Raw genomic sequence first — 26865 nt, 5'->3', positions numbered from 1 at the left:
AATTTAGAGGAACAATAATGAGTGAAATAACTCATGACGGAGTAGAAGTTCAGTCGCTACGAACATTTACCGAAAGCGCCTATTTAAACTACTCAATGTATGTCATTATGGATCGCGCATTACCTTTTATTGGTGATGGTTTAAAACCTGTGCAGCGCCGCATTGTTTATGCCATGTCTGAATTAGGGCTAAATGCGCAGGCTAAATTCAAAAAATCCGCGCGTACTGTCGGTGATGTGTTAGGTAAATACCACCCGCATGGTGATAGTGCTTGTTATGAAGCCATGGTGTTAATGGCACAACCATTCTCTTATCGTTATCCGTTAGTTGATGGCCAAGGGAACTGGGGGGCACCTGATGATCCTAAATCATTTGCCGCAATGCGTTATACCGAATCACGTCTATCAAAATATGCGGAATTATTATTAGGCGAGTTAGGCCAAGGTACCGTTGACTATATCCCAAATTTTGATGGTACTTTGCAAGAGCCGAAAATGTTGCCAGCGCGATTACCGAATATTTTATTAAATGGCACCACCGGTATTGCAGTTGGTATGGCAACCGATATCCCGCCACATAATATTCGAGAAGTGGCCAATGCCGCCATCATGTTGGCTGATAACCCGAAAGCTACACTTAGCGAAGTGATGGCTCACATACCGGGGCCGGATTATCCAACCGAAGCCGAAATTATCACCTCACCAGACGATATAGCTAAGATTTATCAAACTGGACGCGGCTCAATCCGCATGCGTGCAGTATGGAAAAAAGAAGATGGTGATATTGTTATTACTGATTTGCCACATCAAGTTTCTGGTGCAAAAATCTTAGAGCAGATTGCCTCGCAAATGCGGGCGAAAAAATTGCCGTTAATTGAAGATTTACGTGATGAGTCTGATCACGAAAACCCAACTCGATTAGTGATTGTACCAAGGTCTAATCGCGTGGATCTAGAGCAAGTAATGAATCATCTCTTTGCCACTACCGATCTTGAAAAAAGCTATCGCGTTAATATGAACATGATTGGACTAGATAATCGTCCATCCGTTAAGGGATTGCTCGAAATATTAACCGAATGGTTAGAATATCGACGTTTAACAGTAACACGTCGTCTAAATTATCGTTTAGATAAAATACTTAAAAGATTACATATTTTAGATGGTTTATTAATTGCGTTTTTAAATATTGATGAAGTGATTGAAATCATTCGTCATGAGGAAGATCCAAAAGCCGAATTGATTAAACGATTTGCCTTAAGCGAAACCCAAGCGGAAGCTATTTTAGAGTTAAAACTTCGCCATTTAGCCAAATTGGAAGAGATGCGCATCAAAGGCGAACAAGCGGATCTGGCTAAAGAACGAGATCAACTACAAGCTCTACTTGCTTCACCAAGAAAGCTGAGTAATTTAATCAAAAAAGAGTTACAAGCCGACGCTGAAAAGTATGGCGATGAACGCCGTTCGCCAATTGTTGAGCGCAGTGAAGCCAAAGCAATTACCGAGCAAGAATTAACACCTTCTGAACCCGTCACTATTGTATTATCAGAAATGGGATGGGTAAGAGCGGCTAAAGGCCATGATATTGATCCAGTTGGGTTAAGTTATAAAGCCGGTGATAGCTTCAAAGCGGCAGCAAAAGGTAAAAGTAACCAACCGGTTGTCTTTATCGATTCAACCGGACGCAGTTACGCTATTGAACCAAATACGTTGCCATCCGCCCGCGGACAAGGTGAACCGCTTACCGGTAAATTGACCTTACCGGCTGGCGCAACCGTTGAACATGTTTTAATGTCAACCAATGAAGACCCAAAATTGTTACTTGCCTCAAGTGCTGGTTACGGCTTTATTTGTCAATTTAGCGATTTAATCGCGCGTAACCGCAACGGTAAAGCCATAATTAATTTATCTAACGATGCCAAAGTGCTTGCACCGATAGAAATTATATCTGAAGAGAGCTTGCTTTTATCAATTAGCCAAGCAGGTAGAATGCTTATCTTCCCGGTAAAAGATTTACCAGAATTATCTAAAGGTAAGGGAAATAAAATTATTTCACTCTCTGGCAGTGATGATAGCCTCGCTTATATGATGCTAATAACACCTGAGACATCGTTAACATTATATGTTGGTAAACGCAAACTCACGCTTTCCTCAGCTGATTTACAAAACTTTAGAGCAGAGCGAGCCCGTAAAGGGACATCATTACCGCGCGGATTACAAAAAATCGATCGAATTGAGGTGAACGAATAATATGTCTTTGATCTGGTCCATTATTTTCGGATTAATACTAAGTTCAGTATTAAAATCGGGATGGGGATTTATAATTGGACTATTTATTGGTCCAATGCTATATCAAGCATTGGGCAATAAATTGACTGAAAAAAGGACACAATCAAATCCAACTCTATACTTAACTATTGCATTTGAAGTATTGGGACATTTAAGTAAAGCAAAAGGCGTTGTTACTCAAGATGATATTAATCTTGCTCGGCAATTTATGGATCGGCTACAACTCGATGCCACCAGTCGCCAATTAGCCCAACAGTCATTCAATCGTGGTAAAGCTAGTGATTACCCACTTCGATCACGTTTGCGAGAACTCTACTTCCAATATCGTTTTAGGCGGAATGTATTAAATATTTTTTGTGAACAACTCATCCAAGCAGCATTAGTCGATGGCAAGTTAGATGAAAAAGAGTCACAAATTTTGTTTATTGTTGCCGATGAATTTCATATTCCTCGCCAACGAATGGTTATTTATATTCAGATGATGATGGGAAGTTTTCATTTTCGTCATGGGTATTATGATAATCAACAAAATAGTCAGTACCAACAAAATAATCAGTATAATCAAAGTAATCATTATGGCGGTTATCAAAGCAATTCTCGACAGACAGATTTACAAAATGCGTATAAAATTTTAGGAATAGATTCATCGGCTGATATTCCTGAAATTAAACGTGCTTATCGTAAATTAATGAATGAACATCATCCCGACAAGTTAGTATCAAAAGGCTTGCCAAAAGAGATGCTGGAGGCTGCCAAAAAACGTGCTCAAGAGATTCAAGCCGCTTATGACCTTATAAAAGCATCACGTGGATTCAAATAGAGATAATTGCTATGATGCATTGGCGCTCAATTATAAGAATTATCGGATTATTAATATCACTGTTGTCGGTATTTATGCTAATACCGGCACTGGTAGCATTAATTTATCGTGATGGTGCTGGCGCAATTTTTGTCCGTTCATTTTTTGCGGCATTAATTTTGGGCGGATTATTGTGGTTTCCTAATCGCAATCAACGCCACGAATTGAGCACCCGAGAAGGCTTTTTTATCGTAGTATTATTTTGGATAGTATTAGGTACTATTGGTGCATTCCCATTCTTGTTTGATAATCATATCAATCTTAATTTAACCACCGCATTTTTTGAGTCTTTTTCAGGGTTAACCACCACTGGTGCAACAACCATTATTAATCTAGATCATTTGCCAAAAGCACTACTATTTTATCGTCAATTGTTACAATGGCTTGGTGGGATGGGGATTATCGTACTTGCGGTTGCTATTTTACCACTATTAGGTGTTGGGGGCATGCAGCTCTATCGTGCCGAAATTCCTGGTCCACAAAAAGATAGTAAAATGCGCCCGCGAATTGCTGAAACTGCAAAAACACTATGGTCTATCTATATTTTACTTACCACCTTATGTGCAATAAGTTTGTGGTTTGCAGGAATGGATATCTTTGATGCAATTTCCCATAGCTTTTCAACGATATCAATGGGGGGATTTTCAACCCATGATAACAATTTAGCCTATTTTAATAGTCCGGCAATTAACTATATTGTTACCCTTTTCCTTATTTTGTCTGGTTGTAATTTTGCCCTACATTTTGCCGCATTAAATGGCATTTCACTCAAAGTATATTGGCACGATCAAGAGTTTAGAACGTTTATTTTTATCCTTCTTACTTTAATTGCTATCTGTGCCTTTGTTATCTACTTTTATCAGCCACAACGAAACCTGAGTATTGATAAAATTGTATTACAAGTGGTGTCGGTTTCTGCAACTGTCGGCTTTACCGTTGATGATATTAATACTTGGCCATCCTCATTACCGATTTTTCTATTATGTGCTTCGTTTATTGGTGGCTGCGCGGGTTCAACTGGCGGGGGATTAAAAGTCGTCCGTGTACTACTGTTATTTATGCAAGGCTCGCGGGAATTGAAACGACTTATTCACCCGAATGCGATTTATACATTAAAATTAAATCATCGGGTGGTACCAGAACGGATTATTGAGGCGGTTTGGGGCTTCTTTTCTGCCTATGCATTAGTATTTTTAGTCAGTCTATTTATCATTATGACATCAGGCATTGACGCTACTGACTCCTTTTATATTGTTGCTTCATCACTCAACAATTTAGGGGTTGGTCTGGGAAGTGTCAGTGATAATTTTGCTCATGTCAGTGATATGGTGAAATGGGTTATGGTTGTTGATATGTTATTTGGGCGACTGGAAATATTTACATTGTTGGTTCTATTTACGCCAACATTCTGGCGAAGTTAACTTTCCTCACCTAATTAAGTGTTAATTTGAAGAATTTTCACAAAATAGCTAAAAATTTAAATATTTTATTGATTATTTGCTCAATTACCGCCAGAATTATCAAGCAGCATGTGCTGTATTCATTAGAGGTAATCACCTGACATATGGAATGGATCATGGATCCTACAATTTGGATTGGTTTATCCACTCTGGTTGTACTTGAAATCGTCCTTGGCATTGATAACATTGTGTTTATTGCCATTCTTGCCGAGAAACTTCCACCCCAAGAACGAGATAAAGCACGCATTACCGGCCTCGCTTTTGCATTAATCACACGAATTTTATTATTAATGATAACTGGTTGGTTAGTTACTCTTAACACACCACTATTCTCAAAATTTGGTATTACTTTCAATGCGCACCAACTAATTATGTTTGTTGGGGGATTATTTTTGCTTTTCAAAGCAACCATGGAACTCAATGAACGCCTTGAAGGTTCTGCCCGTGAAGAAGGAAAACCGAAAAAAACCTCCCATTTTTGGACAGTCGTTGCGCAAATCGTGGTGCTCGATGCCGTATTTTCACTCGATTCAGTAATTACCGCTGTAGGAATGGTTGAGCACATTCCTGTCATGATTATCGCTGTTTGTATTGCTATTGGTATTATGATGGTTGCCAGTAAACCATTAGCCTATTTTGTTAACTCTCATCCAACGATAGTTATTTTATGTTTAAGCTTTTTATTGATGATTGGCTTTAGTTTGGTTGCCGAAGGTTTTGGTTTTATTATTCCTAAAGGCTATCTCTATGCCGCTATTGGCTTCTCAATTATGATCGAGTTTTTCAACCAATTAGCCATATTTAATCGCCGAAAAGCATTAAACAAAAAACCGTTACGTGAACGTACCGCCGAAGCAATTTTACATCTGCTCAAGGGCGATGTCGAAGAAGATCCCGATACTCACAATATTGATGTTGTCTCGGATAATAATAAGAAAACATCAGTATTTAATTATCAAGAATTAAACATGGTTGAACGGGTACTAGGTTTAGCGCAGCGTTCTGTTAGTAGTATTATGACTTCTCGATTAGACGTAGATATGGTCAATATCAATGATGATCGCGAGGTGATATTAAAAGAGATATTTGATAATCCTCATTCGCGTCTAGTGGTGACCGATAATGCCTCAATTGATGAGCCATTAGGGATTATTCAAGTTAATGATCTTTTAAAAGATGTTTTACAAAATAAACAACCTATTGATATTAGTACTTTAATAAAACAACCATTAATCTTTCCGGAAACTGTCTCTTTACTTGTTGCTCTGGAACAATTTAAAAAAGCCAAAACCCATTTTGCGTTTGTGGTTGATGAATTTGGTTCAATGCAAGGTGTTGTGTCAGTAACTGATATTATTGAAACCATTGCCGGCGATTTTCCAACCGAAGAAGAGGAAATCGATGCCAAACATGATATTCAATGTATCGATGATAATAGTTGGCTAGCTAATGGCTATATTCCAGTTGAGGAATTAGTCAGATTCGTTCCGATTCCTATAGATGATAAGCGGGAATTTCATACTCTTGCTGGATTATTGATGGAAAAAGCGCAACATTTACTTAATGTCGGGGAAACTATCCAGATTGGCGATTATTTATTTGAAGTTGCCGAAGTTGAAAGTCATCGTATTTTAAAAGTAAAAATTACTAAAAATAAATTAGAGACATAAAACAACCAGTTTGCTGATATTTTACCTATTTGGATGGTAAGTTATAAAAATTATCTATCTATAATTCGAGGCTACTCTTAATATGAATAACGCTTGACCAAAATAAATTACTGGCAATAATAGCGCTGTGTTTTGTCGTTTTTTGAGATATGAAGTGATAACTTTGTATCTTTTTTATTTTTACCACAAATTAATCTAGGTAAAAATAGCGATTATATTGATTATTATCAACCTAAATTGGGCTTTAACATATGAATTCACTATTCGAAAAAATTTTTCAACTCAAAGAGAAGAAAACCACCATCAGTACTGAGGTTATCGCAGGCTGTACCACCTTTTTAACCATGGTTTACATTATCTTTGTTAACCCTTCTATTCTATCTGCAACTGGCATGGACAAATCAGCGGTCTTTGTTCTAACGTGTGTGGTAACCGCTTTGGCTACTATTTTAATGGGGCTATTTGCTAATCTACCGATTGCCTTAGCGCCAGCGATGGGGCTTAATGTCTTCTTTGCTTATGGAATATGTGGTGCGATGGGCTACTCATGGCAAGTCGGTATGGGGGCGATATTTTGGGGTTCATTAGCCTTTTTTGCATTATCATTATTTAAAGTTCGCCATTGGTTGATTGAACATATTCCGCAGTGTTTGCGAGCGGGTATCAGTGCGGGTATTGGATTATTTATTGCTTTTATGGGATTCCAGAACATGGGCATTGTGGTCGGCTCACAAGCCACATTACTAACCTTAGGCAATATCTTATCACTTAAAGTATTATTAGGTTCGCTTGGATTTTTTATCATTATTATTCTTGCATCACGTAATTTTCATGCCGCGGTATTAGTTTCAATTCTTGCGGTTACCTTACTTGCGCTATGGCTTGATCCAAATATTAGTTATCAAGGAATTGCTTCTGCTCCACCAAGTGTTAGCAGTGTTGTTGGTCATGTTGACCTAGCTGGCTCGCTTAATATTGGTATTATGGGAGTTATCTTTTCAGTTATGATTGTCAGTCTGTTTGACTCTTCAGGCACAATTTTAGCTTTAACCGACAAAGCAGGACTTTCTGACGAAAAAGGGCGTTTTCCTAAAATGCGTCAAGCGTTGTTAATCGATAGTTTCAGCTCTTCACTAGGTGGATTATTTGGGACTTCATCAGTATTAACTTACATTGAAAGTTCCGCAGGCATTTCAGTTGGTGGACGTACTGGCTTAACAGCAGTGGTAGTTGGCCTATTATTTTTAATGATGACTTTCTTATCGCCTTTAGCGCATTTAGTACCACCTTATGCCACATCGGGTGCACTAATTTTTGTTGGTATCTTAATGGTATCTAGTTTAATGAAAGTTAACTGGTCTGATTTAACTGATGCAACGCCAGCCTTTATCACTGCATTAATGATGCCATTTGCTTTTGCTATTACTGAAGGGGTCGCACTTGGTTTTATCTCTTATGTAATTTTGAAAACATTTACAGGTAAATTTAAAGAGCTAAACCTCTGTGTTATCATTTTTGCATTACTGTTTGCTTTGAAATTTATCTTTATTGATCATCACTAATTTCATCAAACTATTTCTACCATTAACATGGTAGAAATAGCTTCTTCTTCCATAAAATTATTCGCTCTCAAATTAAAAACAGATTACAACCATCATTTCACCTTCGTTAAACCCTTTATAGAATTTGATCTGCGTCACAAAAAACAAAAAACATAAAATCGTTACAAAATTTAGTAATTGTTGCTGTACTTAATATTCATGCATATTGATTGAACAGTTTTAGTTTTAGATTTAATTAAAACTTAATTTGATAAACAGGGAGGTATGAATATGAGTACGCATTACAATTCTCTATATGTTTTCCGAATTACCCTAGTTGCAACTTTAGGTGGCCTATTATTTGGTTATGATACAGCCGTTATCTCTGGAACAGTTGAATCTATATTTAAAGTTTTTGTTGAACCGCAACATTTAAGTGAGACGAGTGCCAATTCCTTATTAGGTTTCTGTGTGGCAAGTGCTTTAATCGGTTGTATTATCGGCGGTTTAATGGGTGGTTATTTAAGTAATCGTTTTGGTCGTCGAAATTCATTACTAATTGCCGCATTTTTATTCTTTATCGCTGCAATTGGCTCCGCTTGGCCGGAACTAGGCTTTCATACAGTAGAATCGCAAAAAATACCCTATTATTTAGCTCAATATGTACCTCACTTTGTGTTTTATCGCATCATCGGTGGTATTGGTGTTGGCTTAGCTTCTATGTTATCACCTATGTACATTGCAGAAGTAGCACCAGCAGAGATTCGAGGTAAGCTAGTATCGTTTAACCAATTTGCTATTATTTTCGGACAACTCTTAGTTTATTGTGTTAATTACTGCATAGCAAGTTCAGGCGATCAAGTTTGGTTGAATATAGTTGGTTGGAGATATATGTTTTTGTCTTTAGCCATTCCAGCATTACTGTTTTTTGCCTTATTATTCACCGTACCAGAAAGCCCTCGTTGGTTAACCGCACAAAATAAAATAAACAAAGCTCAACATATTCTTGTTAACATTTTGGGAAAGCAAACAGCCGATCAAGCATTAAAAAGCATTATCAATTCCCTCTCATCCAATTGTGATAAAAAAAGCAGCTCATTATTAAAATATGGTATAGGCGTTATTATTATTGGAATTTTATTATCTGCATTTCAACAATTGATGGGAATTAATGTTGTTCTTTATTATGCACCAGAAGTATTTAAAACATTAGGTGCTAGTACTGATTCCGCATTATTACAAACCATTGTAGTTGGTATTATCAATCTAGCCTTTACTACCATTGCCATTTTTACCGTTGATAAATTTGGTCGAAAACCATTACAAATAATCGGTGCCATTGGTATGGCAATCGGCATGATCACATTAGGCACGACATTTTATTTACAGTTATCAGCAAGTATTGCCCTTGCGGCAATGTTGTTCTATATCGCTTCTTTTGCTATCTCTTGGGGACCTGTATGCTGGGTATTATTAGCAGAAATATTCCCTAACTCTATCCGCAGTAAAGCGTTATCCATTGCGGTTGCAGCACAATGGATTACAAATTACCTAGTATCTTGGACTTTTCCAATTATGGATAAAAATACCTATCTTATATCTCATTTTAATAACGGTTTTGCTTATTGGCTATATGGCGCAATTAGCATACTGGCAGCTATTTTTATCTGGAAATGGCTTCCTGAAACAAAAGGAAAATCTTTAGAAGAACTTGAAAAGTTCTGGAATAAATAAACCAAAACCTAGTTTAAAAACAATATTAAGGAGAATATTATGAAACATTATTATGACCAAATAGAACGCATTAATTACGAAGGAACACAAACTAATAATCCTTTTGCGTTCAGACATTACAATCCAGAGCAGATAATTTTGGGTAAAACAATGGCCGAACATTTACGCTTTTCTATCTGTTATTGGCATACTTTTTGTTGGGCTGGAACAGATATGTTTGGTTCGGGTTCATTTAACTATCCATGGCAATCTAGCGCTGATCCATTAAGTAACGCAAAAGCTAAAGCTGATGTTGCCTTTGAGTTTTTTTATAAAATGAATGTTCCTTTTTATGCATTTCATGATGTGGATGTTGCTCCTGAAGGCAATTCGATTCAAGAATATATCAACAATTTATCAATAATGACCGATATCTTGCTAGAAAAGCAACAACAGACAGGCGTTAAGCTACTCTGGGGAACAGCAAATTGTTTCACTAATCCAAGATATGCCGCTGGTGCAGCAACCAATCCTGATCCGGAAGTTTTTGCCTGTGCTGCCACTCAAGTTGTCCATGCAATGAATGCTACTCATAAGTTAGGTGGTCAAAATTATGTACTGTGGGGTGGTCGGGAAGGTTATGAAACGCTGTTAAATACTAACTTACGCCAAGAACGTGAACAACTTGGTAAATTCATGCAATTAGTTGTCGAAAATAAATATAAGATTGGTTTTAACGGCACATTACTCATTGAGCCAAAACCACAAGAGCCAACCAAACACCAATATGATTACGATGTCGCAACCATTTATGGCTTTTTAAAACAATTTGGCTTAGAGAAGGAAATCAAGGTCAATATTGAGGCGAATCATGCAACACTTGCCGGTCATTCATTTCAACATGAAGTCGCTTCAGCTATTGCCTTAGATATATTTGGATCACTTGATGCTAATCGAGGGGATCCACAATTGGGGTGGGATACCGATCAATTTCCAAATAGTGTCGAGGAAAACACACTGGTTATGTATGAAATTTTAAAAAGTGGCGGATTTACCACTGGTGGACTTAACTTTGATGCCAAAATAAGACGGCAAAGCATTGATAAATATGATGTATTCCATGGCCATATTGGTGCCATCGACACCATGGCATTATCATTAAAATGTGCAGCAAAAATGATTGAAGATAAGCGATTAGATCAAAAAGTAGCTGAGCGTTATGCCGATTGGGACAAAAATCTAGGTAAAGACATTTTACAAGGGAATATGTCGCTACAAGAAATTGCTCAATATAGCCTAGTAAATAATCTACAACCTAAAGCGCGTAGCGGTGCTCAAGAGCAATTAGAAAATATTGTTAATAAAGCTATTTTTGGCTAAAAAAATCATTGTGTATTTACCGTTCAGAACTATTATGTCTATAGTTCTGATAGCTACATAATGGAGGCAGATATGTATATTGGTATTGATTTAGGCACTTCCGGTGTCAAAGTAATTTTAATGGATGAAAAACAACGTATTGTGGCATCAAATACCAAGCCACTCTCTGTATCGCGTCCTCATCCATTATGGTCCGAACAAGATCCACAGCAGTGGTGGCAAGCAGCCGATTCAGCAATACAAGAACTTAGTCATAAGCATGACTTAACCCAAGTCAAGGCAATTGGCCTAAGTGGACAAATGCATGGTGCTGTATTATTAGATAGTTCATCTCAAGTATTAAGGCCAGCAATTTTATGGAATGATGGCCGTTGTGATATTGAATGTCATGAGTTAGAACAATTAGTGCCAAATTCTAGAAAAATTACTGGCAATTTGATGATGGCAGGTTTTACCGCACCGAAAATAAAATGGGTACAAAAACACGAACCTGAAACGTTTGCCAAAATAGATAAAGTACTTTTACCAAAGGATTATTTACGATTTAAAATTACAGGCGAATATGCATCAGATATGTCTGATTCTGCTGGCACCATGTGGTTAGATGTTGAAAACCGTGATTGGAACGATCAATTGTTAAATGCTTGTGGTTTAAGTCGACGACATATGCCAACCTTATTTGAAGGTAATCAAATAACTGGTTATGTTACTGATGATATTGCTAAACGCTGGAATATCAATCCAATTCCAGTTATTGCCGGTGGTGGCGATAATGCGGCAGGTGCTATCGGTGTTGGTCTTTATCAACCAGGACAAGCAATGCTTTCACTTGGTACTTCAGGGGTTTATTTCGCCGTTACTGATCGGTTTATCAGCCAACCTGAACAGGCAATTCATAGCTTTTGTCATGCATTACCTAATCGCTGGCATCTGATGTCAGTGATGTTAAGTTGTGCTTCATGTCTAGATTGGGGATGTCAATTGTTAGGCATTAAAGATGTTGCTACCTTATTGAGTTTGATTGAGGAACAACCGTCTGACGATAAACCACCAGTCTACTTTTTACCTTACTTATCTGGTGAGAGAACACCACATAATAACCCTGAAGCCAAAGGCGTATTTTTTGGTCTAACTTATCAACATAACAAGGTAGATCTAGCAAAAGCAATATTATTGGGCGTCAGCTATGCGCTTGCCGATGGTATTGATGTTGTTCATCAAACCGGAACTTCGCCGGATAAAATCCTGATTATTGGTGGCGGTGCCCGTAGTGGCTATTGGCGGCAATTGATCAGTGATATTTCAGGTTACCATATTGAATATTGTGAAGGGAGCGAAGTGGGACCTGCTTTAGGAGCAGCGAAACTGGCACAAATTGCCTGTAATCCCAATACTCACTTAGAGGTGCTGTTACCACCATTACCAATGGTTCAAACCCACCAACCCGATATTAAAAAACATGCAGAATTCCAACAACAACGTTCAATTTTTAGAAAAATTTATCAACAATTAAAACCATTAATGTCTTGATATTTAACTAGCAGAATTTCATATCTATATGATTTTCTGCTGTTAACCTAGAATCTTCACTAATTAAATGATGTTTAACAAAAATGTCATTAATATTTAATAAGTTAAAATCATAAATTAATAGTTCCTTACTTTTATTAACAACACATTAAGAATGTGATCAATCTCCCATTAACAAAATTTCGTAAACCGAAAACCAAATTTGATAATAAAAAAGTTTCAACAGATAAATTATATTTCGATCATAGACATAAACATTTTTTCTTATCAATACAATAACACTAGGAGTTGTTAAAAATGCCTAAAATAAAAAATCCTATTATACCTGGCATGTCACCTGACCCATCAATTATACGCGTCAATGAGACTTACTATATTGCTACCTCAACCTTTCACTGGCACCCTTCAATTCAAATTTTTCAATCTAATGATTTATCAAATTGGAAATTAGTTGATTATATTTTTAAAAATGGTGAAATCAAACTTTCAGGAACTAATACACCGGCAGGTATTTGGGCTCCTCATCTATCTTATGATCCGATCAATCAAAAATATTGGTTAATTTATTCTCACATGGTTAGCATGGCAGGAAGAGAATTTAATGCTGATGCTTATGCAGTTCATGCAGATAACATAAAAGGTCCTTGGTCAGATCCTATTTATTTTACATCCATTGGCTTCGACCCTGCATTATTCCACGATGATGATGGCAAACATTATTTAACGATCTTAGAATGGGAAACTCGTCAAGGTTATCAAGCACCTGGAAATATAGTAATAGCGGAAGTAGATTTAAATAAAGGTAAAGTCATTAGCCCATGGACAAGAGTGACCAATGGATTTACTACTCGAGGATGTTCTGAAGCTCCACAAATTTATAAAAAATTCGACTACTATTATCTAATCATTGCTGCCGGCGGAACGGGTTATGCCCATGGCATTGAAATAGGTCGCTCTAAAAATATTTATGGACCTTATGAACCACATCCGTCAAGAGAACCGATAGTCACATCATCACCCAATCATTTATTTTCATTAGGTGACCCAGACGCAGGTCATTTTGAAATGTACAATCCAAATTCAATAATGCAAAAAGCCGGTCATGGTTCATTATTTGAGGCACAAGATGGTGAGTGGTACATTGCTCACTTAATGTCTAGACCGCTTAATGGGACATTGTTAAATCCTTTGGGTCGAGAAACTTCCATACAAAAGATGAGATGGACCGATGATGGCTGGTTAGAAATGGCCGATGGAACAAATTTAGCTAAAATGGAGTTTGATTATTCATTACCTATTGGTAGTGAAGTAAGCCATGATGTTATTGATGATTTTGACAAAGAGTATCAACTAGAATTTATGACACCATATAGAGCGCAAACACCTAATTGGGTGAATACCCATGAACGACCGGGACATTTGCGAATATATGGACAAAATTCACTATTCTCCCAATTTAATCCATCAATTATGGCAACACGCGCAACATCCTTTAATTATGATATTCAAACTAAAGTTGAATTTCATCCTGAACATTATTCGCAAACGGCTGGCGTTGGGCTCTATTATGATTCTAATAATTGGATCTACTTAAATTTAACTTATAGTGAACAACTAAACGCTACCATCCTTACTATTTTACAAGCAAAACTTGGAACTCGAATTGAATTTGTTAATCATAGAATAGTCATACCTAATGGACAAGTTGAACTCAAATTATCATATCGAGATGGATTTGTTTCACTCTTTTACCGCATGGAGAAAGAGGAGTGGAATAATATCATTAATCAGATAGATGCTACCTATTTGTCGGATGAAGGAGTAAATGGAGAACCAGGAGAAATAGGTGGTTTTACCGGACTGTTTAATTTTATCGCCTCAGTTGATACCTACCAACATCAATCCTACGCCGATTTTGATTATTACTACGTGAAAAATAATCAATAATATTAAGGAAGAGATCATGAAAATAACAATTCCATTAACTCGACTAGTTCCTGGACTTATTATTGGACCTGCCACTTGGTTAGGTCCCTACATTGCCGCCGCAAGTCTATTTTTACCCGCTTTAATTCAACAACTTGATGAAACCAATAAAATTACATTATTAGCGCTATTTTCAAGTTGTGGTATGGCCGCGGCTGCAATATCAAATATGTTGGCAGGTTATGTATCTGATAGGACTTATTCTAGATTTGGCAGTCGCACACCGTGGATTATAATTGGGGCAATTGGATTTATGTTATCCATGATATTAACATCAACCGCCAACAGTATACCCTTTCTATTATTTTGTTGGATATTAGCGCAAACTGCCTTAAATTTTATTGTGGCCCCGATGGTTGCTTGGCTTGATTTTGCGGCAGATGATAAAAAAGGAACCGCATCTGGTGCTTATGGTGGCCTGGGTATGGCACTGGGTAATAATGGATTTACCATTATTGCAGCAATGTTCTTAGGTAGTTTCCGATTAGGTTTCATTGTATTTGGGGTCATCACTTTTATCGGTGCATTAATATCAGTCTTTATTGTTCGCGAACCTTCAAACTTAAGCCAAAAGAACCAAAATCAAGTAACACAAAATGAGAATAAACAAAAAAGCTCGTTAGCTATATTTCCGAGATGGTCAATTGGCCGTGATTACTACTTAGCATTAATAGGTAAACTTTTTCAAGGAATTGGTAATTTTGCAATCACGGGTTATTTGCTATTTATTATGACTGACTTTATGCATACTGACTCATCTGAAACACAAAATTCAATTCAGTTAATTAATTTGATTATGCTTATATTTGGTATTTTGATGGGATTTATTGCCGGACCAATATCCGATAAATTGAAAATACTTAAAATTCCAGTTGGTTTATCAACAATATTTTTAGGTATTGGGGCGTTAAGTTTAGTTATTGCTCCTAATCATATTGGTATTTTGATTTATGCATTTGCGGCTGGAATTGGTATGGGGGTATGGAACTCTTTAGATAATTTATTAAATTTAGAAGTTATTCCCGACAAAAATAGAATTGCATTCTTTCTAGGTGTTTATAATTTAGGTAATACAGCAACTCAAGCTTTAGCACCAATAATTGCCGCTTGTGTAATATCACTTTTCGGTTTTGGCGCGATATTTATTACTTCTTTTGTTTTTGCCATGTTAGGCGGAATATCAATACTTTCAATCCGCTCAGTAAAAAGATAAGAATTAACCCATTAATAATAGGAAAATGTAGTTAACCACATTTTCCTATTTATTCGGTACCACATTATAGTCAACTTATTTAATAACATTATTACTATAAAAGTTAGGCGTTAAAAATTTATTTCTAAAATCTTTTGGGGTCATTCTACATAGCTTTTTAAATAAAAAGTAAAAATACTGAACCGATGGATAGCCACACTGCTGAGAAATAGCTTGAATAGACAATGATGATTCAATTAGTAGATATTTAGCACGATTAAATTTCTCTTCATGAATGACCGTGTGAATAGTTTTACCTAATGATGTTTTAAAGCGAAGTTCTAAATTGGAACGAGATATTTGCAATTCCGAAGTTACTTGATCTACTTTAATGCCTTTACAAGCATAATCACGGATATAATGAATAGCTTGTATAACATAAGGGTCTTGTATTGAACGGTAATCCGTCGAACGACGTTCAATGACTTTTTTTGGTGAGATTAACCTTGGAGAGGTAGCAACCTTCCCTTTATTGAATATTTTTTGCAGCAGTTTAGCTGCTTCAAATCCCATCTCCTCAGTTCCTTGTTTAACGGTAGATAAGGAAACCATCGACAGATCATTAATTACTTCTTCATTATCTATACCAATCAAACATAACTCTTCAGGTATTTTTATTTCAACTCTATCACAAGCTTGTAAAATATGGTGAGCTCTAGCATCATTTACGGCAATAATACCGGTGTTAACAGGTAAGGATAATAACCATTTAGAGAGTTTATCTAAGCTATCTTGCCAATTATCAAGTGATGTCGAGGTTCCTTGATAAATAAATCCTTCATAACCCTTTTGGCTTACAATTTGCGAAAAAAATTGTTCTCTTACAGCTGCCCAACGACAAGATCGATTCAATGGTAAACCATAAAAGGCAAATTTATTAATTCCTTTCGAACATAAATGATTAAAAGCACTCTCTATAATGGCAAAATTATCCGCGGCAACATACGGCACTTTAGGATAATTTGAGTCATGGTGATGCGAACTACCTACGCCAATTATTGGTATATCTACATCAGCGAGCAAATCTTGAATATCTGGATCATCAAAATTAGCAATAATACCATCGCAATCAAAATAGAAAGGTGCATTAGTATCATAGCGCATCGTTTCGGAAATATAGATATTCCAGTGAATATTATTCGCTTTTAAAAAATTCCCGATACCTTTTAGTATTTGCCGGTCATAAATATTATTTGCATTAAATAGCAAAACAACTCGGTAACTCTTATTTTGCATCTCGATCATTATCACCTACTAATATATTTAACTTATTAGCATTAATTTGTAGTCTGCTTATTAGAATAAACCAGTGTTACATAAAATATCAATTTGTATAGTTGTATAGTGCAAATAACTACCATATTCAGCCTAAATTTTCTCAACAACATTTGCTCAAGACACTATCAAAATTAAGAGAAAAACTCATTTTTATATTACATCTGAAGGCCATATAAATTATTATTAAATAACATAAAGATCTTATGCTGATACTTGACATTATAGCTATTGAGGACTAGAATCTTGCGACCCAAAACTTATATAAATAGGCTTTGGGCTACAGTTATTAATTACGTATCTAAAAAGCAATTTTAAATTTATTTTAATTAATCAGGAGCTTATTAATGGCAACAATTAATCAGCTGGTACGCAAACCAAGAGCACTAAAGGAAGCGAAAAGTAACGTTCCTGCACTTGAAGCATGCCCGCAAAAACGAGGTGTTTGTACACGTGTTTACACTACTACACCTAAAAAACCAAACTCAGCATTACGTAAAGTATGCCGTGTACGTTTAACCAACGGTTTTGAAGTTACTTCTTATATCGGTGGTGAAGGTCATAACTTGCAAGAACATAGCGTGATTTTAATCCGCGGTGGTCGTGTTAAAGATTTACCTGGTGTTCGTTATCACACTGTTCGTGGTGCATTAGACTGCGCAGGTGTTAAAGATCGCAAACAAAGCCGTTCTAAATACGGTGTGAAACGACCTAAAGCTTAATGGAACTCCGTTAAGTAAGGCCAAACTATAATAATTCCATTTAACTCATTTGAGTTTTGGGTAAACCTGAAAATTTATAACATATAAACGGAGTATTCCAATGCCACGTCGTCATGTTGTCGGTCAAAGAAAAATTTTACCTGATCCGAAATTCGGTTCAGATTTGCTGGCGAAATTTGTAAATATTTTAATGATAGATGGTAAGAAATCTATCGCAGAATCAATCGTATATTCAGCTCTTGATAAATTAGCTGAGCGTAGTGGAAAAGACCACTTAGCAGCTTTCGAAGTTGCATTAGATAACGTAAGACCAACTGTAGAAGTTAAGTCTCGTCGCGTTGGTGGTTCTACATACCAAGTTCCTGTTGAAGTGCGTCCTGTCCGTCGTAATGCACTTGCAATGCGTTGGATTGTAGATGCTGCACGTAAACGTGGCGATAAATCAATGGCATTACGCCTAGCGAATGAACTTATGGATGCTTTTGAAAACAAAGGTACCGCTGTGAAAAAACGCGAAGATGTTCATCGTATGGCTGAAGCTAATAGAGCGTTTGCACATTATCGTTGGTAATTTGAGCGCTTTTATAAACCGCTTGAAATTAGACTGATAGCGCATATCTACTATCAGTCAACCTGAAAAGATATTTTATAAGCAAACGATTCTAAATAGAGGATTAATATGGCTCGTACAACCCCTATAGCACGCTACCGTAATATCGGTATCAGTGCACATATTGACGCAGGTAAAACGACGACTACTGAACGTATTTTGTTTTACACTGGCGTAAGTCACAAAATTGGTGAGGTTCATGATGGCGCAGCTACCATGGACTGGATGGAACAAGAACAAGAACGTGGTATTACTATCACGTCTGCAGCGACTACAGCTTTCTGGTCTGGTATGGGTCAACAATATGAACCACACCGAATCAATATTATCGACACCCCGGGACACGTTGACTTCACCATCGAAGTTGAACGTTCTATGCGTGTTTTAGATGGTGCTGTAATGGTTTACTGTGCGGTTGGTGGTGTTCAACCTCAATCAGAAACAGTATGGCGTCAAGCAAACAAATATAAAGTTCCACGTATCGCTTTCGTAAACAAAATGGACCGTATGGGTGCTAACTTCTTACGTGTTGTTGATCAAATCAAAACACGTTTAGCGGCAGTGCCAGTTCCATTAGTACTACCTATCGGTGCAGAAGAAGGTTTTACTGGTGTAGTTGATTTACTTAAACGTAAAGCAATTAACTGGAATGATGCTGATCAAGGCGTTACTTTCACTTATGAAGATGTTCCAGCAGATATGGTTGAGCAAGTCGAAGAGTGGCGTGCAAACCTAATGGAAGCTGCTGCTGAAGCAAATGAAGAGTTAATGGAAAAATACCTTGGTGGTGAAGAGTTAAGCGAAGAAGAAGTCAAAGCAGCGTTACGTGAACGCGTACTTGCTAACGAAATCATCTTAGTAACTTGTGGTAGTGCCTTTAAAAATAAAGGTGTTCAATTCATGCTTGATGCGGTAATTGAATACTTACCAGCACCAACAGATGTTCCTGCGATCAAAGGTGAATTACCTAATGGTGAAGCAGCTGAGCGTCACTCAAGTGATGACGAACCATTCTCATCACTAGCATTTAAAATTGCAACTGACCCATTTGTTGGTAACTTAACATTCTTCCGTGTTTACTCTGGTGTTGTAAACTCAGGTGATACTGTTCTTAACTCTGTTAAAGATAAAAAAGAACGTTTTGGTCGTATCGTTCAGATGCACGCTAACAAACGTGAAGAAATTAAAGAAGTTCGCGCGGGTGACATTGCTGCGGCAATCGGTCTTAAAGATGTAACGACTGGTGATACATTATGTGCTGAGAGCGCACCAATCATTCTAGAAAGAATGGAGTTCCCAGAGCCGGTAATTTCTGTTGCTGTTGAACCAAAAACTAAAGCTGACCAAGAAAAAATGGGACTTGCTTTAGGGCGACTAGCACAAGAAGATCCTTCATTCCGTGTTCACACTGATGAAGAATCAGGTCAAACAATTATTTCTGGTATGGGTGAGCTTCACTTAGAAATCATCGTTGACCGTATGAAACGTGAATTTAAAGTGGAAGCAAATGTTGGTAAACCACAAGTTGCTTACCGTGAAACCATTCGCAATGAAGTTGAACAAGAAGGTAAATTTGTTCGTCAGTCTGGTGGTCGTGGTCAATATGGTCATGTATGGTTAAGAATTAAACCATTAGAAGCTGGTGGCGAAGGCTACAAATTCAACAATGAAATTGTTGGTGGTGTGGTTCCTAAAGAATACATCCCGGCAGTTGATAAAGGTTGTCAGGAACAAATGAAAAACGGTGTTCTTGCTGGCTACCCAATTGTTGATGTTGAAGTCACTATCTATGATGGTTCTTACCATGATGTTGACTCATCAGAAATGGCATTTAAAATTGCCGGTTCAATGGCATTTAAAGATGGCTTCATGAAAGCTAAACCTGTGCTTTTAGAACCGATCATGAAAGTAGAAGTCGAAACTCCTGAAGATTATATGGGTGACGTAATCGGTGACTTAAACCGTCGTCGTGGTATGATCGAAGGAATGGAAGATACTGCAACTGGTAAAACAGTTAAAGCACAAGTTCCACTTTCAGAAATGTTTGGTTATGCAACTGACCTTCGTTCACAAACCCAAGGTCGTGCTTCTTACTCAATGGAGTTCTTGAAGTACAATGAAGCGCCAACCAATATTGCAACTGCAATTATTGAAGCTCGTAAAGCGAAATAATTATTTATATAAATAAAGTAACACTTCCCTAATAATAAATAGGGAAGTGATTTAATAAAGGAACATTAAGATGTCTAAAGAAAAATTTGAACGTACAAAACCCCACGTTAACGTTGGTACAATCGGCCACGTTGACCATGGTAAAACAACTTTAACTGCAGCTATTACTTCTGTACTTTCTAAAAAATACGGTGGTCAAGCTCGTGCATTCGATCAAATCGATAACGCACCAGAAGAAAAAGCTCGTGGTATCACCATCAACACTTCACACGTTGAATACGATACACCAACTCGTCACTACGCACACGTAGACTGCCCAGGCCATGCTGACTATGTTAAAAACATGATCACTGGTGCGGCACAAATGGACGGCGCTATCTTAGTAGTAGCAGCAACTGATGGTCCTATGCCACAAACTCGTGAGCATATTCTTTTAGGTCGTCAAGTAGGTGTTCCTTACATCATCGTATTCTTAAACAAATGCGATATGGTTGATGATGAAGAGTTATTAGAATTAGTTGAAATGGAAGTACGTGAACTTCTATCTCAATACGATTTCCCAGGTGACGATACTCCAGTAATTCGTGGTTCAGCGCTTAAAGCGTTAGAAGGCGATGCAGCATGGGAAGAAAAAATTGTTGAATTAGCAGAAGCATTAGACACTTATATCCCAGAACCAGAGCGTGACATTGATAAACCATTCTTATTACCAATCGAAGACGTATTCTCAATCTCAGGTCGTGGTACAGTAGTAACAGGTCGTGTAGAGCGCGGTGTAATCAAAGTTGGTGAAGAAGTTGAAATCGTTGGTATCAAACCAACAGCTAAAACAACTTGTACTGGTGTAGAAATGTTCCGTAAATTACTAGACGAAGGTCGTGCTGGTGAGAACGTAGGTGTATTACTACGTGGTACAAAACGTGAAGAAATCGAACGTGGCCAAGTATTAGCAAAACCAGGTTCAATCACACCACATACTGATTTTGAATCAGAAGTGTATATTCTAAGTAAAGATGAAGGTGGTCGTCATACTCCATTCTTCAAAGGCTACCGTCCACAGTTCTACTTCCGTACAACTGACGTAACTGGTACTATCGAATTACCAGAAGGCGTAGAAATGGTAATGCCAGGTGATAACATCAAAATGACAGTATCATTAATTCACCCAATCGCAATGGCAGACGGTTTACGTTTCGCTATCCGTGAAGGTGGTCGTACTGTTGGTGCTGGTGTTGTTGCTAAAGTTATCAAATAATTTAAGCTTAATCAGCTCAAAAAAGGTGCACTATGTGCACCTTTTTTATTGTCCTCAATATTTAACTACACCAATTAAACAGGTTAATTAGCCTATTTAAACCAATGTATCAAGATAAAGGCGATATCAGTGAAGATGCTGCATTATATAGCTGCTAGAAGTATTAGCTAGACAAAGGAAAAGCAACTAAGAAAATAATTTACAATATTACTGTTGATTAACAAAAGCTGGAGATAGTCTATATCTCAAACTTTTATTACTTATTTTTTGTCATATTTGATAAATGTCATAGTGTTTCTTATTATTCGTGCAAATAATAATCATTATCATTAAAACAAATGAGAAGTGAGATGTTATGTGCAGAAAAAATAAAGTTATTCAAATAAGTATATTAACCCTATTCTATTCACCCATGATGTTTAGCGGTTATGCATTCGCCGAGACTAGTCATGATACAATTATAGTTACCCCTAATGATAATGATGACAAAAAAAATTCATTGTCTCCGAGTTTTCAGCAGGAACAAGCTAAACAGAAACAAACTGCTGGGGCGACTAACTTAATCATTCCAGAACAGGAAAATAGATTATCCACACTACAAGATGCACTTGATTATCAACCCGGAATTATTATTCAAAACTTTTTCGGCGGCACAGATCAACCAAGGTTGAATATTCGTGGTTCCGGGGTGCAAAGCGCGCCACTATCAAGAGGGGTCTTACTATTACAAGATGGGCTACCTATCACTGATGCTGATGGTGATTTCCATATTAGTACCTTAGATATGCGTGAAGCTCGGTTAATTTCAGTCTACCGTGGAGCCAATAATAGCCATCCTCAAGCCAATAGTTTAGGTGGAGAATTGAATTTCATCTCCTACACAGGAAAAGATGAACTTGGTAGTGCTCGTTATGAATATGGAGCATTTGGTCGAGAAGCCGCGCAAATCGCATTAGGTCATAGCGGTTATGATATGGATGGTCGCATTAGCCTATCTTATGACCATTTTGATGGTTATCGAGATCATTCAACCTCGCAACGAAAAACGGTTCGATCTAACTTTGGTTATAGTAATGAAAACTTTGAAAATCGAACATGGTTAAGTTGGACAGATTTACGTTTTGATATTCCAGGGCCTTTATCGCAACGTAAAAGCAAAAGTGATCCAACGAGTATTTTTAAAGTCGTGCAAATGCGAGACCCGCATCGTAATGTTCAACAGGGGCGTATTGCTAACCGCGCAAATTGGACCCTAGATAACCAAGCGATTGAGCTAGGTTTATGGTATCAGCATACCCATGATAATTTTGTTACGCCAACCGATTATATTTTAAGTGATAGTAACACTATTGGTAGTCAATTAACTTATAATGCGAACTTTGATGATTTTAGCTATCGAGCGGCTCTCGCATGGGATAAAACCAATCTTGATCGTCAATTATTGATGAATCGACGTCATACCAGAATGAATAAACGTTCACTGGGAAAATATGATGCTACCGCAGAAAACATATATGGTTCCATTGGCTCCTCATGGCAAATCAACAATGAATGGCAACTCAATTTAGATACAAAAGTTACACATGCTAAACGAGATGTTGATGCGCGGCACAATAAAAACGCCCTTGACCAATCATGGACATTCTGGTCACCCAAATTTGGGGTAATTTGGCATCAAACCAATGATACACGATTTTATGCCAATTTAAGCACTAGTAACGAACCTGCATCTTTCCGTGAAATTATTACTAGCGATGGCATGAAAGCCAAAATTAACAAATTAAATCGTCAAAAAGGTATTACAGCTGAAATTGGTGGTAATGGAAAGATAACCCAAGAACTAAACTGGGATATTGCTTTATATCGAAGCATCATTAAAGATGAATATATTACCACTTACGACTCAAGTGGAACGGCAATAGGGGTATTTAATTATGGCGCCAAAACACGTCATCAAGGGATAGAAGCAGGCCTAAAAGGGCTAATACCTTCAGTTATTGCTTCTGGCGATATCGAATATCGTCTAGCTTGGACGTATAACGATTTTCGTTTTATGGGTGGCGAATACAATCGTAATTATATTGCCGGCATCCCTAGAAATACCATTACTGCCGAAATTTTATATAAATATGATAATTGGACGTTTGGCCCAAATATTCACTGGTCTCCAACCAATACGCCGGTTGATCATGCCAATAATATGAATGTTCAATATCGAGATAAATATGCAGCTTTAGGCTTTAAAATTAATTATCAAAATCCTAATGGTTGGTCGGCTTATTTAACTGCGGATAACCTAACCAACAAACATTATGCTACCGCCTCGGTTGCTAATAAAGTAGTAAAATCAAAACAAGAAAATACCTTATTCCCAGCGATGGGATTCAATCTTAATAGTGGGCTTGTTTACCACTTCTAAAAAAGTGTATCTGACAGTAATGCTGTCAGATACCGCTACTTAAAATGAACGTTGTGAAGGAAGCGTAAGATCATTAAGATACGATTTATTTAATATTTTTATATTATTTAATTCAATTTCAATAATTTTTTGCTTACGCCAACTCGACATTAATCGACTTAAAGTTTCATAACGGATCCCAAGCTTAGTCGCCAATTGACTACGTGATATTGGTAAAACAAAATTTGCATCTTGGTTCGATGATTGAGATAAGATATAAGCTGCTAGTCGTTGTTCTGCCGAGCTTGAGGTTAACCAATCGATATTATTGATTTGTTCGTATAGTTTTATACTAAATTGAACTAACAAACGTTGCATAATAATGGGATTATTTATGCAAACTTGTAACACGCTACTTTTTTCTAACAATAACAAAGTGCAATGTGTTTTTGCTCTGATGGTCATAGGAAAGCGATTATGAGGCATAAATACTGCGGCTATCGCAACTAATTCATAAGGAGAAAATATTCCAAAAATTTTCTCTTCACCTAAATAAGTATTTCGAAACACTTCAACTTTGCCGGTAATAACTAAAGAACAACCGGAGAATGGCATACCTTCATAACTAATCAAATCGCCAGTACTAAATTCCAGATAATTGGCATTTTCAATAATTGGCTTTAATGCATCAGCAGCTAATCCATCGAACAACTTTACCTGATTTAACCAATTTAAGATCTTACTTTGAGTTGGCATAGTTTTGACAAATGTCATAGGAATTGCCTAATGATACTTTTAGAATGATGCCAATATAATTGATAATAATTCTTATTTCAATTGATAATACAATAATATTATATGAAATAACCTTATGAAATATAATGTTTTATTTATCTTAATAGCAATAATTTAACCACTTATAACCTATGCCTGGGCAGAGGCTAAAAAATGATCACTACTTTTTTATTTAACATTTAGTTATAATCAGGAGAATCCTATGTCAAATAATACAATTATTCCAGCACGAGCACTTAATTTAATTTCATTAGTTAATGAAACTGAGCAAGGGATTGCTAGCCGTATTTTAGCTAAGACTTCAGGCGGTAATCTAACCTTATTTGCTTTTGATAAAGGACAAGGACTCTCTGAGCATAGTGCGCCATTTGATGCGCTCGTTATGGTTTTAGAAGGTCAACTAAATTTAATCATTGATGGTAAGCCAGTTAACGCGGAGCCGGGAACAATTGTGAGAATGCCAGCTAATATCCCTCACGCTGTTGAAGCCCCGACAAAAGCAAAAATGTTATTAATAATGTTAAGAGAAATCTAAGTTAATTAAACAAAGGATCTACCATGGAAAACAATAAAAAAGAAGTTGGTCACAAGTTATTAGCTCGTCTTGGTAAAACACGTTTACGACCAGGTGGAAAAAAAGCCACTGAGTGGTTATTCAAACAAGCTGGATTTACACCGCAAAGCCAAGTGTTAGAGATCGCATGCAATATGGGTACGACCTCTATCGAAATAGCTAAGCGATTTAATTGCCATATTATTGGTATCGACATGGATAAAATGGCATTAGAGAAAGCCAAACAAAATGTTATCCAAAACAATGTAAGTGAATTAGTTGAGATAAAACAAGCGGATGCTTCAAAATTACCTTTTGATGATAACAGCTTTGATATTGTAATTAATGAAGCGATGTTAACTATGTACGCAGATAAGGCGAAGGCTCACTTACTCAAAGAGTATTTTCGAGTATTAAAACCAGGTGGAAAATTATTAACCCATGACATGATGTTACTAAACACCGAAAATCCTCAATACATACTGGAACAAATCTATCAAGCGATCAATGTTAATGCTCAGCCTATGAGCCATGATGGTTGGATAAATCTTTTTTCTAGCGCAGGATTTAGCGATATAAAAACATCACACGCCCCTATGACGCTATTGTCACCGACGGGAATGATTATTGATGAGGGATTTTTTGGTGCACTGAAAATTTTTCGTAATGCATTACATAAACAAAATCGGCAACAATTTTTCAACATGCTTAACAGATTTAGAAAAAATAAAAAATACCTTAATTATATTGCGGTGTGCAGTGTCAAACCTAAAGAATAAATAGGTATAGCGGATCCTTAAAAAGAGAATACCATGACGAAATAGCCTTTTTTTGCTATAGTGACCACCATTTTATTTAACTTGGAATAATGAAAAACTATGGAATCTATACCTAATTGCCCAGTTTGCCAATCAGAACACACTTACCATGATGGTACCTTTTATGTTTGCCCTGAATGTGCACATGAATGGGATCCAAATCAAGAAACTTCAACCAATGATGAATTACAAGTTAAAGACAGCAATGGCAATTTACTTGTTGATGGTGACGATATTATTTTGATTAAAGATCTAAAATTAAAAGGATCATCAACCGTTCTGAAAAAAGGGGCTAAAGCTAAAGGCATTCGTCTGGTAGACGGCGATCATGAAATTGATTGTAAAGTTGATGGGATGAAAGTCATGCTTAAAGCTTGCTTTGTTAAAAAAGCTTAGTTACCCAAATCCACCTGCAACTTATCTTTTATAAGCTAATGAACTCTCTTCATTAGCTTATAAATTAACCACCTCTAATACCTAATCAAAAAATGACCAATCAACAGTTTATACTTAAAATCATATAATTTTAAATACTGCTGGTAATTTTTAACTAAATATGATATAAAACGCGCGCTACATTTCATATTATTT

At 36.8% G+C, this 26865-nt stretch carries 20 protein-coding genes; 18 read left to right on the top strand and 2 right to left on the bottom strand.

All coding sequences use genetic code 11. From position 1 onward, the window contains the following. Positions 1 to 17 precede the first annotated feature (17 nt). The 10 genes from parC to AC5LXV_RS03085 all read left to right on the top strand — a co-directional run bounded on the left by parC (position 18) and on the right by AC5LXV_RS03085 (position 15637). Positions 18 to 2246 carry a DNA topoisomerase IV subunit A gene (parC, locus tag AC5LXV_RS03130; RefSeq protein WP_493467354.1) on the top strand — a complete coding sequence of 743 codons (2229 nt, stop codon included), beginning with the start codon at positions 18 to 20 and terminating at the stop codon, positions 2244 to 2246. Between the two features lies 1 nt (position 2247). Then, complete coding sequence (gene djlA / locus AC5LXV_RS03125) at positions 2248 to 3105, top strand: co-chaperone DjlA (protein WP_493467353.1); 858 nt, start codon at positions 2248 to 2250, stop codon at positions 3103 to 3105. A 14-nt stretch (positions 3106 to 3119) separates the two neighbouring features. Next, positions 3120 to 4565, top strand: a complete 1446-nt coding sequence (locus AC5LXV_RS03120) for a TrkH family potassium uptake protein (protein ID WP_493467963.1) — start codon at positions 3120 to 3122, stop codon at positions 4563 to 4565. A gap of 143 nt (positions 4566 to 4708) precedes the next feature. After that, a complete protein-coding gene (locus AC5LXV_RS03115; protein ID WP_493467352.1) occupies positions 4709 to 6274 on the top strand; it encodes a TerC family protein in 1566 nt (521 codons plus the stop codon). 251 nt (positions 6275 to 6525) lie between these two features. Next, complete coding sequence (locus AC5LXV_RS03110) at positions 6526 to 7836, top strand: NCS2 family permease (protein WP_493467351.1); 1311 nt, start codon at positions 6526 to 6528, stop codon at positions 7834 to 7836. Between the two features lie 270 nt (positions 7837 to 8106). Beyond that, positions 8107 to 9549 (top strand): D-xylose transporter XylE, encoded by a 1443-nt coding sequence (gene xylE / locus AC5LXV_RS03105; protein WP_493452966.1) that lies wholly within the window; start codon positions 8107 to 8109, stop codon positions 9547 to 9549. A gap of 39 nt (positions 9550 to 9588) precedes the next feature. Further along, complete coding sequence (gene xylA / locus AC5LXV_RS03100) at positions 9589 to 10908, top strand: xylose isomerase (protein WP_110434625.1); 1320 nt, start codon at positions 9589 to 9591, stop codon at positions 10906 to 10908. 72 nt (positions 10909 to 10980) lie between these two features. Then, positions 10981 to 12438 (top strand): xylulokinase, encoded by a 1458-nt coding sequence (gene xylB / locus AC5LXV_RS03095; RefSeq protein ID WP_493467350.1) that lies wholly within the window; start codon positions 10981 to 10983, stop codon positions 12436 to 12438. Positions 12439 to 12735: 297 nt separating this feature from the next. Beyond that, complete coding sequence (locus AC5LXV_RS03090; protein WP_493467349.1) at positions 12736 to 14385, top strand: glycoside hydrolase family 43 protein; 1650 nt, start codon at positions 12736 to 12738, stop codon at positions 14383 to 14385. Positions 14386 to 14401: 16 nt separating this feature from the next. After that, positions 14402 to 15637, top strand: coding sequence for an MFS transporter (locus AC5LXV_RS03085; protein ID WP_493467348.1), 1236 nt, complete (start codon positions 14402 to 14404; stop codon positions 15635 to 15637). A gap of 75 nt (positions 15638 to 15712) precedes the next feature. On the opposite strand, the gene AC5LXV_RS03080 is transcribed toward AC5LXV_RS03085, so the two are convergent. Then, complete coding sequence (locus AC5LXV_RS03080; RefSeq protein WP_493467347.1) at positions 15713 to 16912, bottom strand: XylR family transcriptional regulator; 1200 nt, start codon at positions 16910 to 16912, stop codon at positions 15713 to 15715. A gap of 386 nt (positions 16913 to 17298) precedes the next feature. Between AC5LXV_RS03080 and rpsL the strand changes: the two genes are divergently transcribed. From rpsL to AC5LXV_RS03055, 5 genes are all read left to right on the top strand, one after another. Then, complete coding sequence (gene rpsL / locus AC5LXV_RS03075; RefSeq protein ID WP_034883792.1) at positions 17299 to 17673, top strand: 30S ribosomal protein S12; 375 nt, start codon at positions 17299 to 17301, stop codon at positions 17671 to 17673. 100 nt (positions 17674 to 17773) lie between these two features. Continuing rightward, complete coding sequence (gene rpsG, locus AC5LXV_RS03070) at positions 17774 to 18244, top strand: 30S ribosomal protein S7 (protein ID WP_034883788.1); 471 nt, start codon at positions 17774 to 17776, stop codon at positions 18242 to 18244. A 108-nt stretch (positions 18245 to 18352) separates the two neighbouring features. Then, positions 18353 to 20455 carry an elongation factor G gene (gene fusA, locus AC5LXV_RS03065; RefSeq protein WP_034883786.1) on the top strand — a complete coding sequence of 701 codons (2103 nt, stop codon included), beginning with the start codon at positions 18353 to 18355 and terminating at the stop codon, positions 20453 to 20455. Positions 20456 to 20525: 70 nt separating this feature from the next. Further along, on the top strand, positions 20526 to 21710 hold the full coding sequence (gene tuf, locus AC5LXV_RS03060; protein WP_034882428.1) for an elongation factor Tu: 1185 nt from the start codon (positions 20526 to 20528) through the stop codon (positions 21708 to 21710). 355 nt (positions 21711 to 22065) lie between these two features. Next, positions 22066 to 24129, top strand: coding sequence for a TonB-dependent receptor family protein (locus AC5LXV_RS03055; protein WP_493467346.1), 2064 nt, complete (start codon positions 22066 to 22068; stop codon positions 24127 to 24129). Positions 24130 to 24168: 39 nt separating this feature from the next. Here AC5LXV_RS03055 and AC5LXV_RS03050 read toward each other — a convergent pair whose 3' ends face one another. Further along, positions 24169 to 24882: a Crp/Fnr family transcriptional regulator gene (locus tag AC5LXV_RS03050; protein ID WP_493467345.1), complete on the bottom strand. Its 714-nt coding sequence runs from the start codon at positions 24880 to 24882 to the stop codon at positions 24169 to 24171. Positions 24883 to 25105: 223 nt separating this feature from the next. Between AC5LXV_RS03050 and AC5LXV_RS03045 the strand changes: the two genes are divergently transcribed. The 3 genes from AC5LXV_RS03045 to AC5LXV_RS03035 all read left to right on the top strand — a co-directional run bounded on the left by AC5LXV_RS03045 (position 25106) and on the right by AC5LXV_RS03035 (position 26670). Next, positions 25106 to 25438: a cupin domain-containing protein gene (locus tag AC5LXV_RS03045; protein ID WP_493452974.1), complete on the top strand. Its 333-nt coding sequence runs from the start codon at positions 25106 to 25108 to the stop codon at positions 25436 to 25438. 23 nt (positions 25439 to 25461) lie between these two features. Beyond that, positions 25462 to 26235, top strand: coding sequence for a class I SAM-dependent methyltransferase (locus AC5LXV_RS03040; protein ID WP_493445738.1), 774 nt, complete (start codon positions 25462 to 25464; stop codon positions 26233 to 26235). Between the two features lie 99 nt (positions 26236 to 26334). Next, positions 26335 to 26670, top strand: a complete 336-nt coding sequence (locus AC5LXV_RS03035; protein ID WP_110434724.1) for a zinc ribbon domain-containing protein YjdM — start codon at positions 26335 to 26337, stop codon at positions 26668 to 26670. Positions 26671 to 26865 lie beyond the last annotated feature (195 nt).

The sequence above is a fragment of the Gilliamella sp. LMG 34359 genome, assembly GCF_984569085.1.
This window is presented reverse-complemented; position numbering and strand designations above follow the sequence as displayed.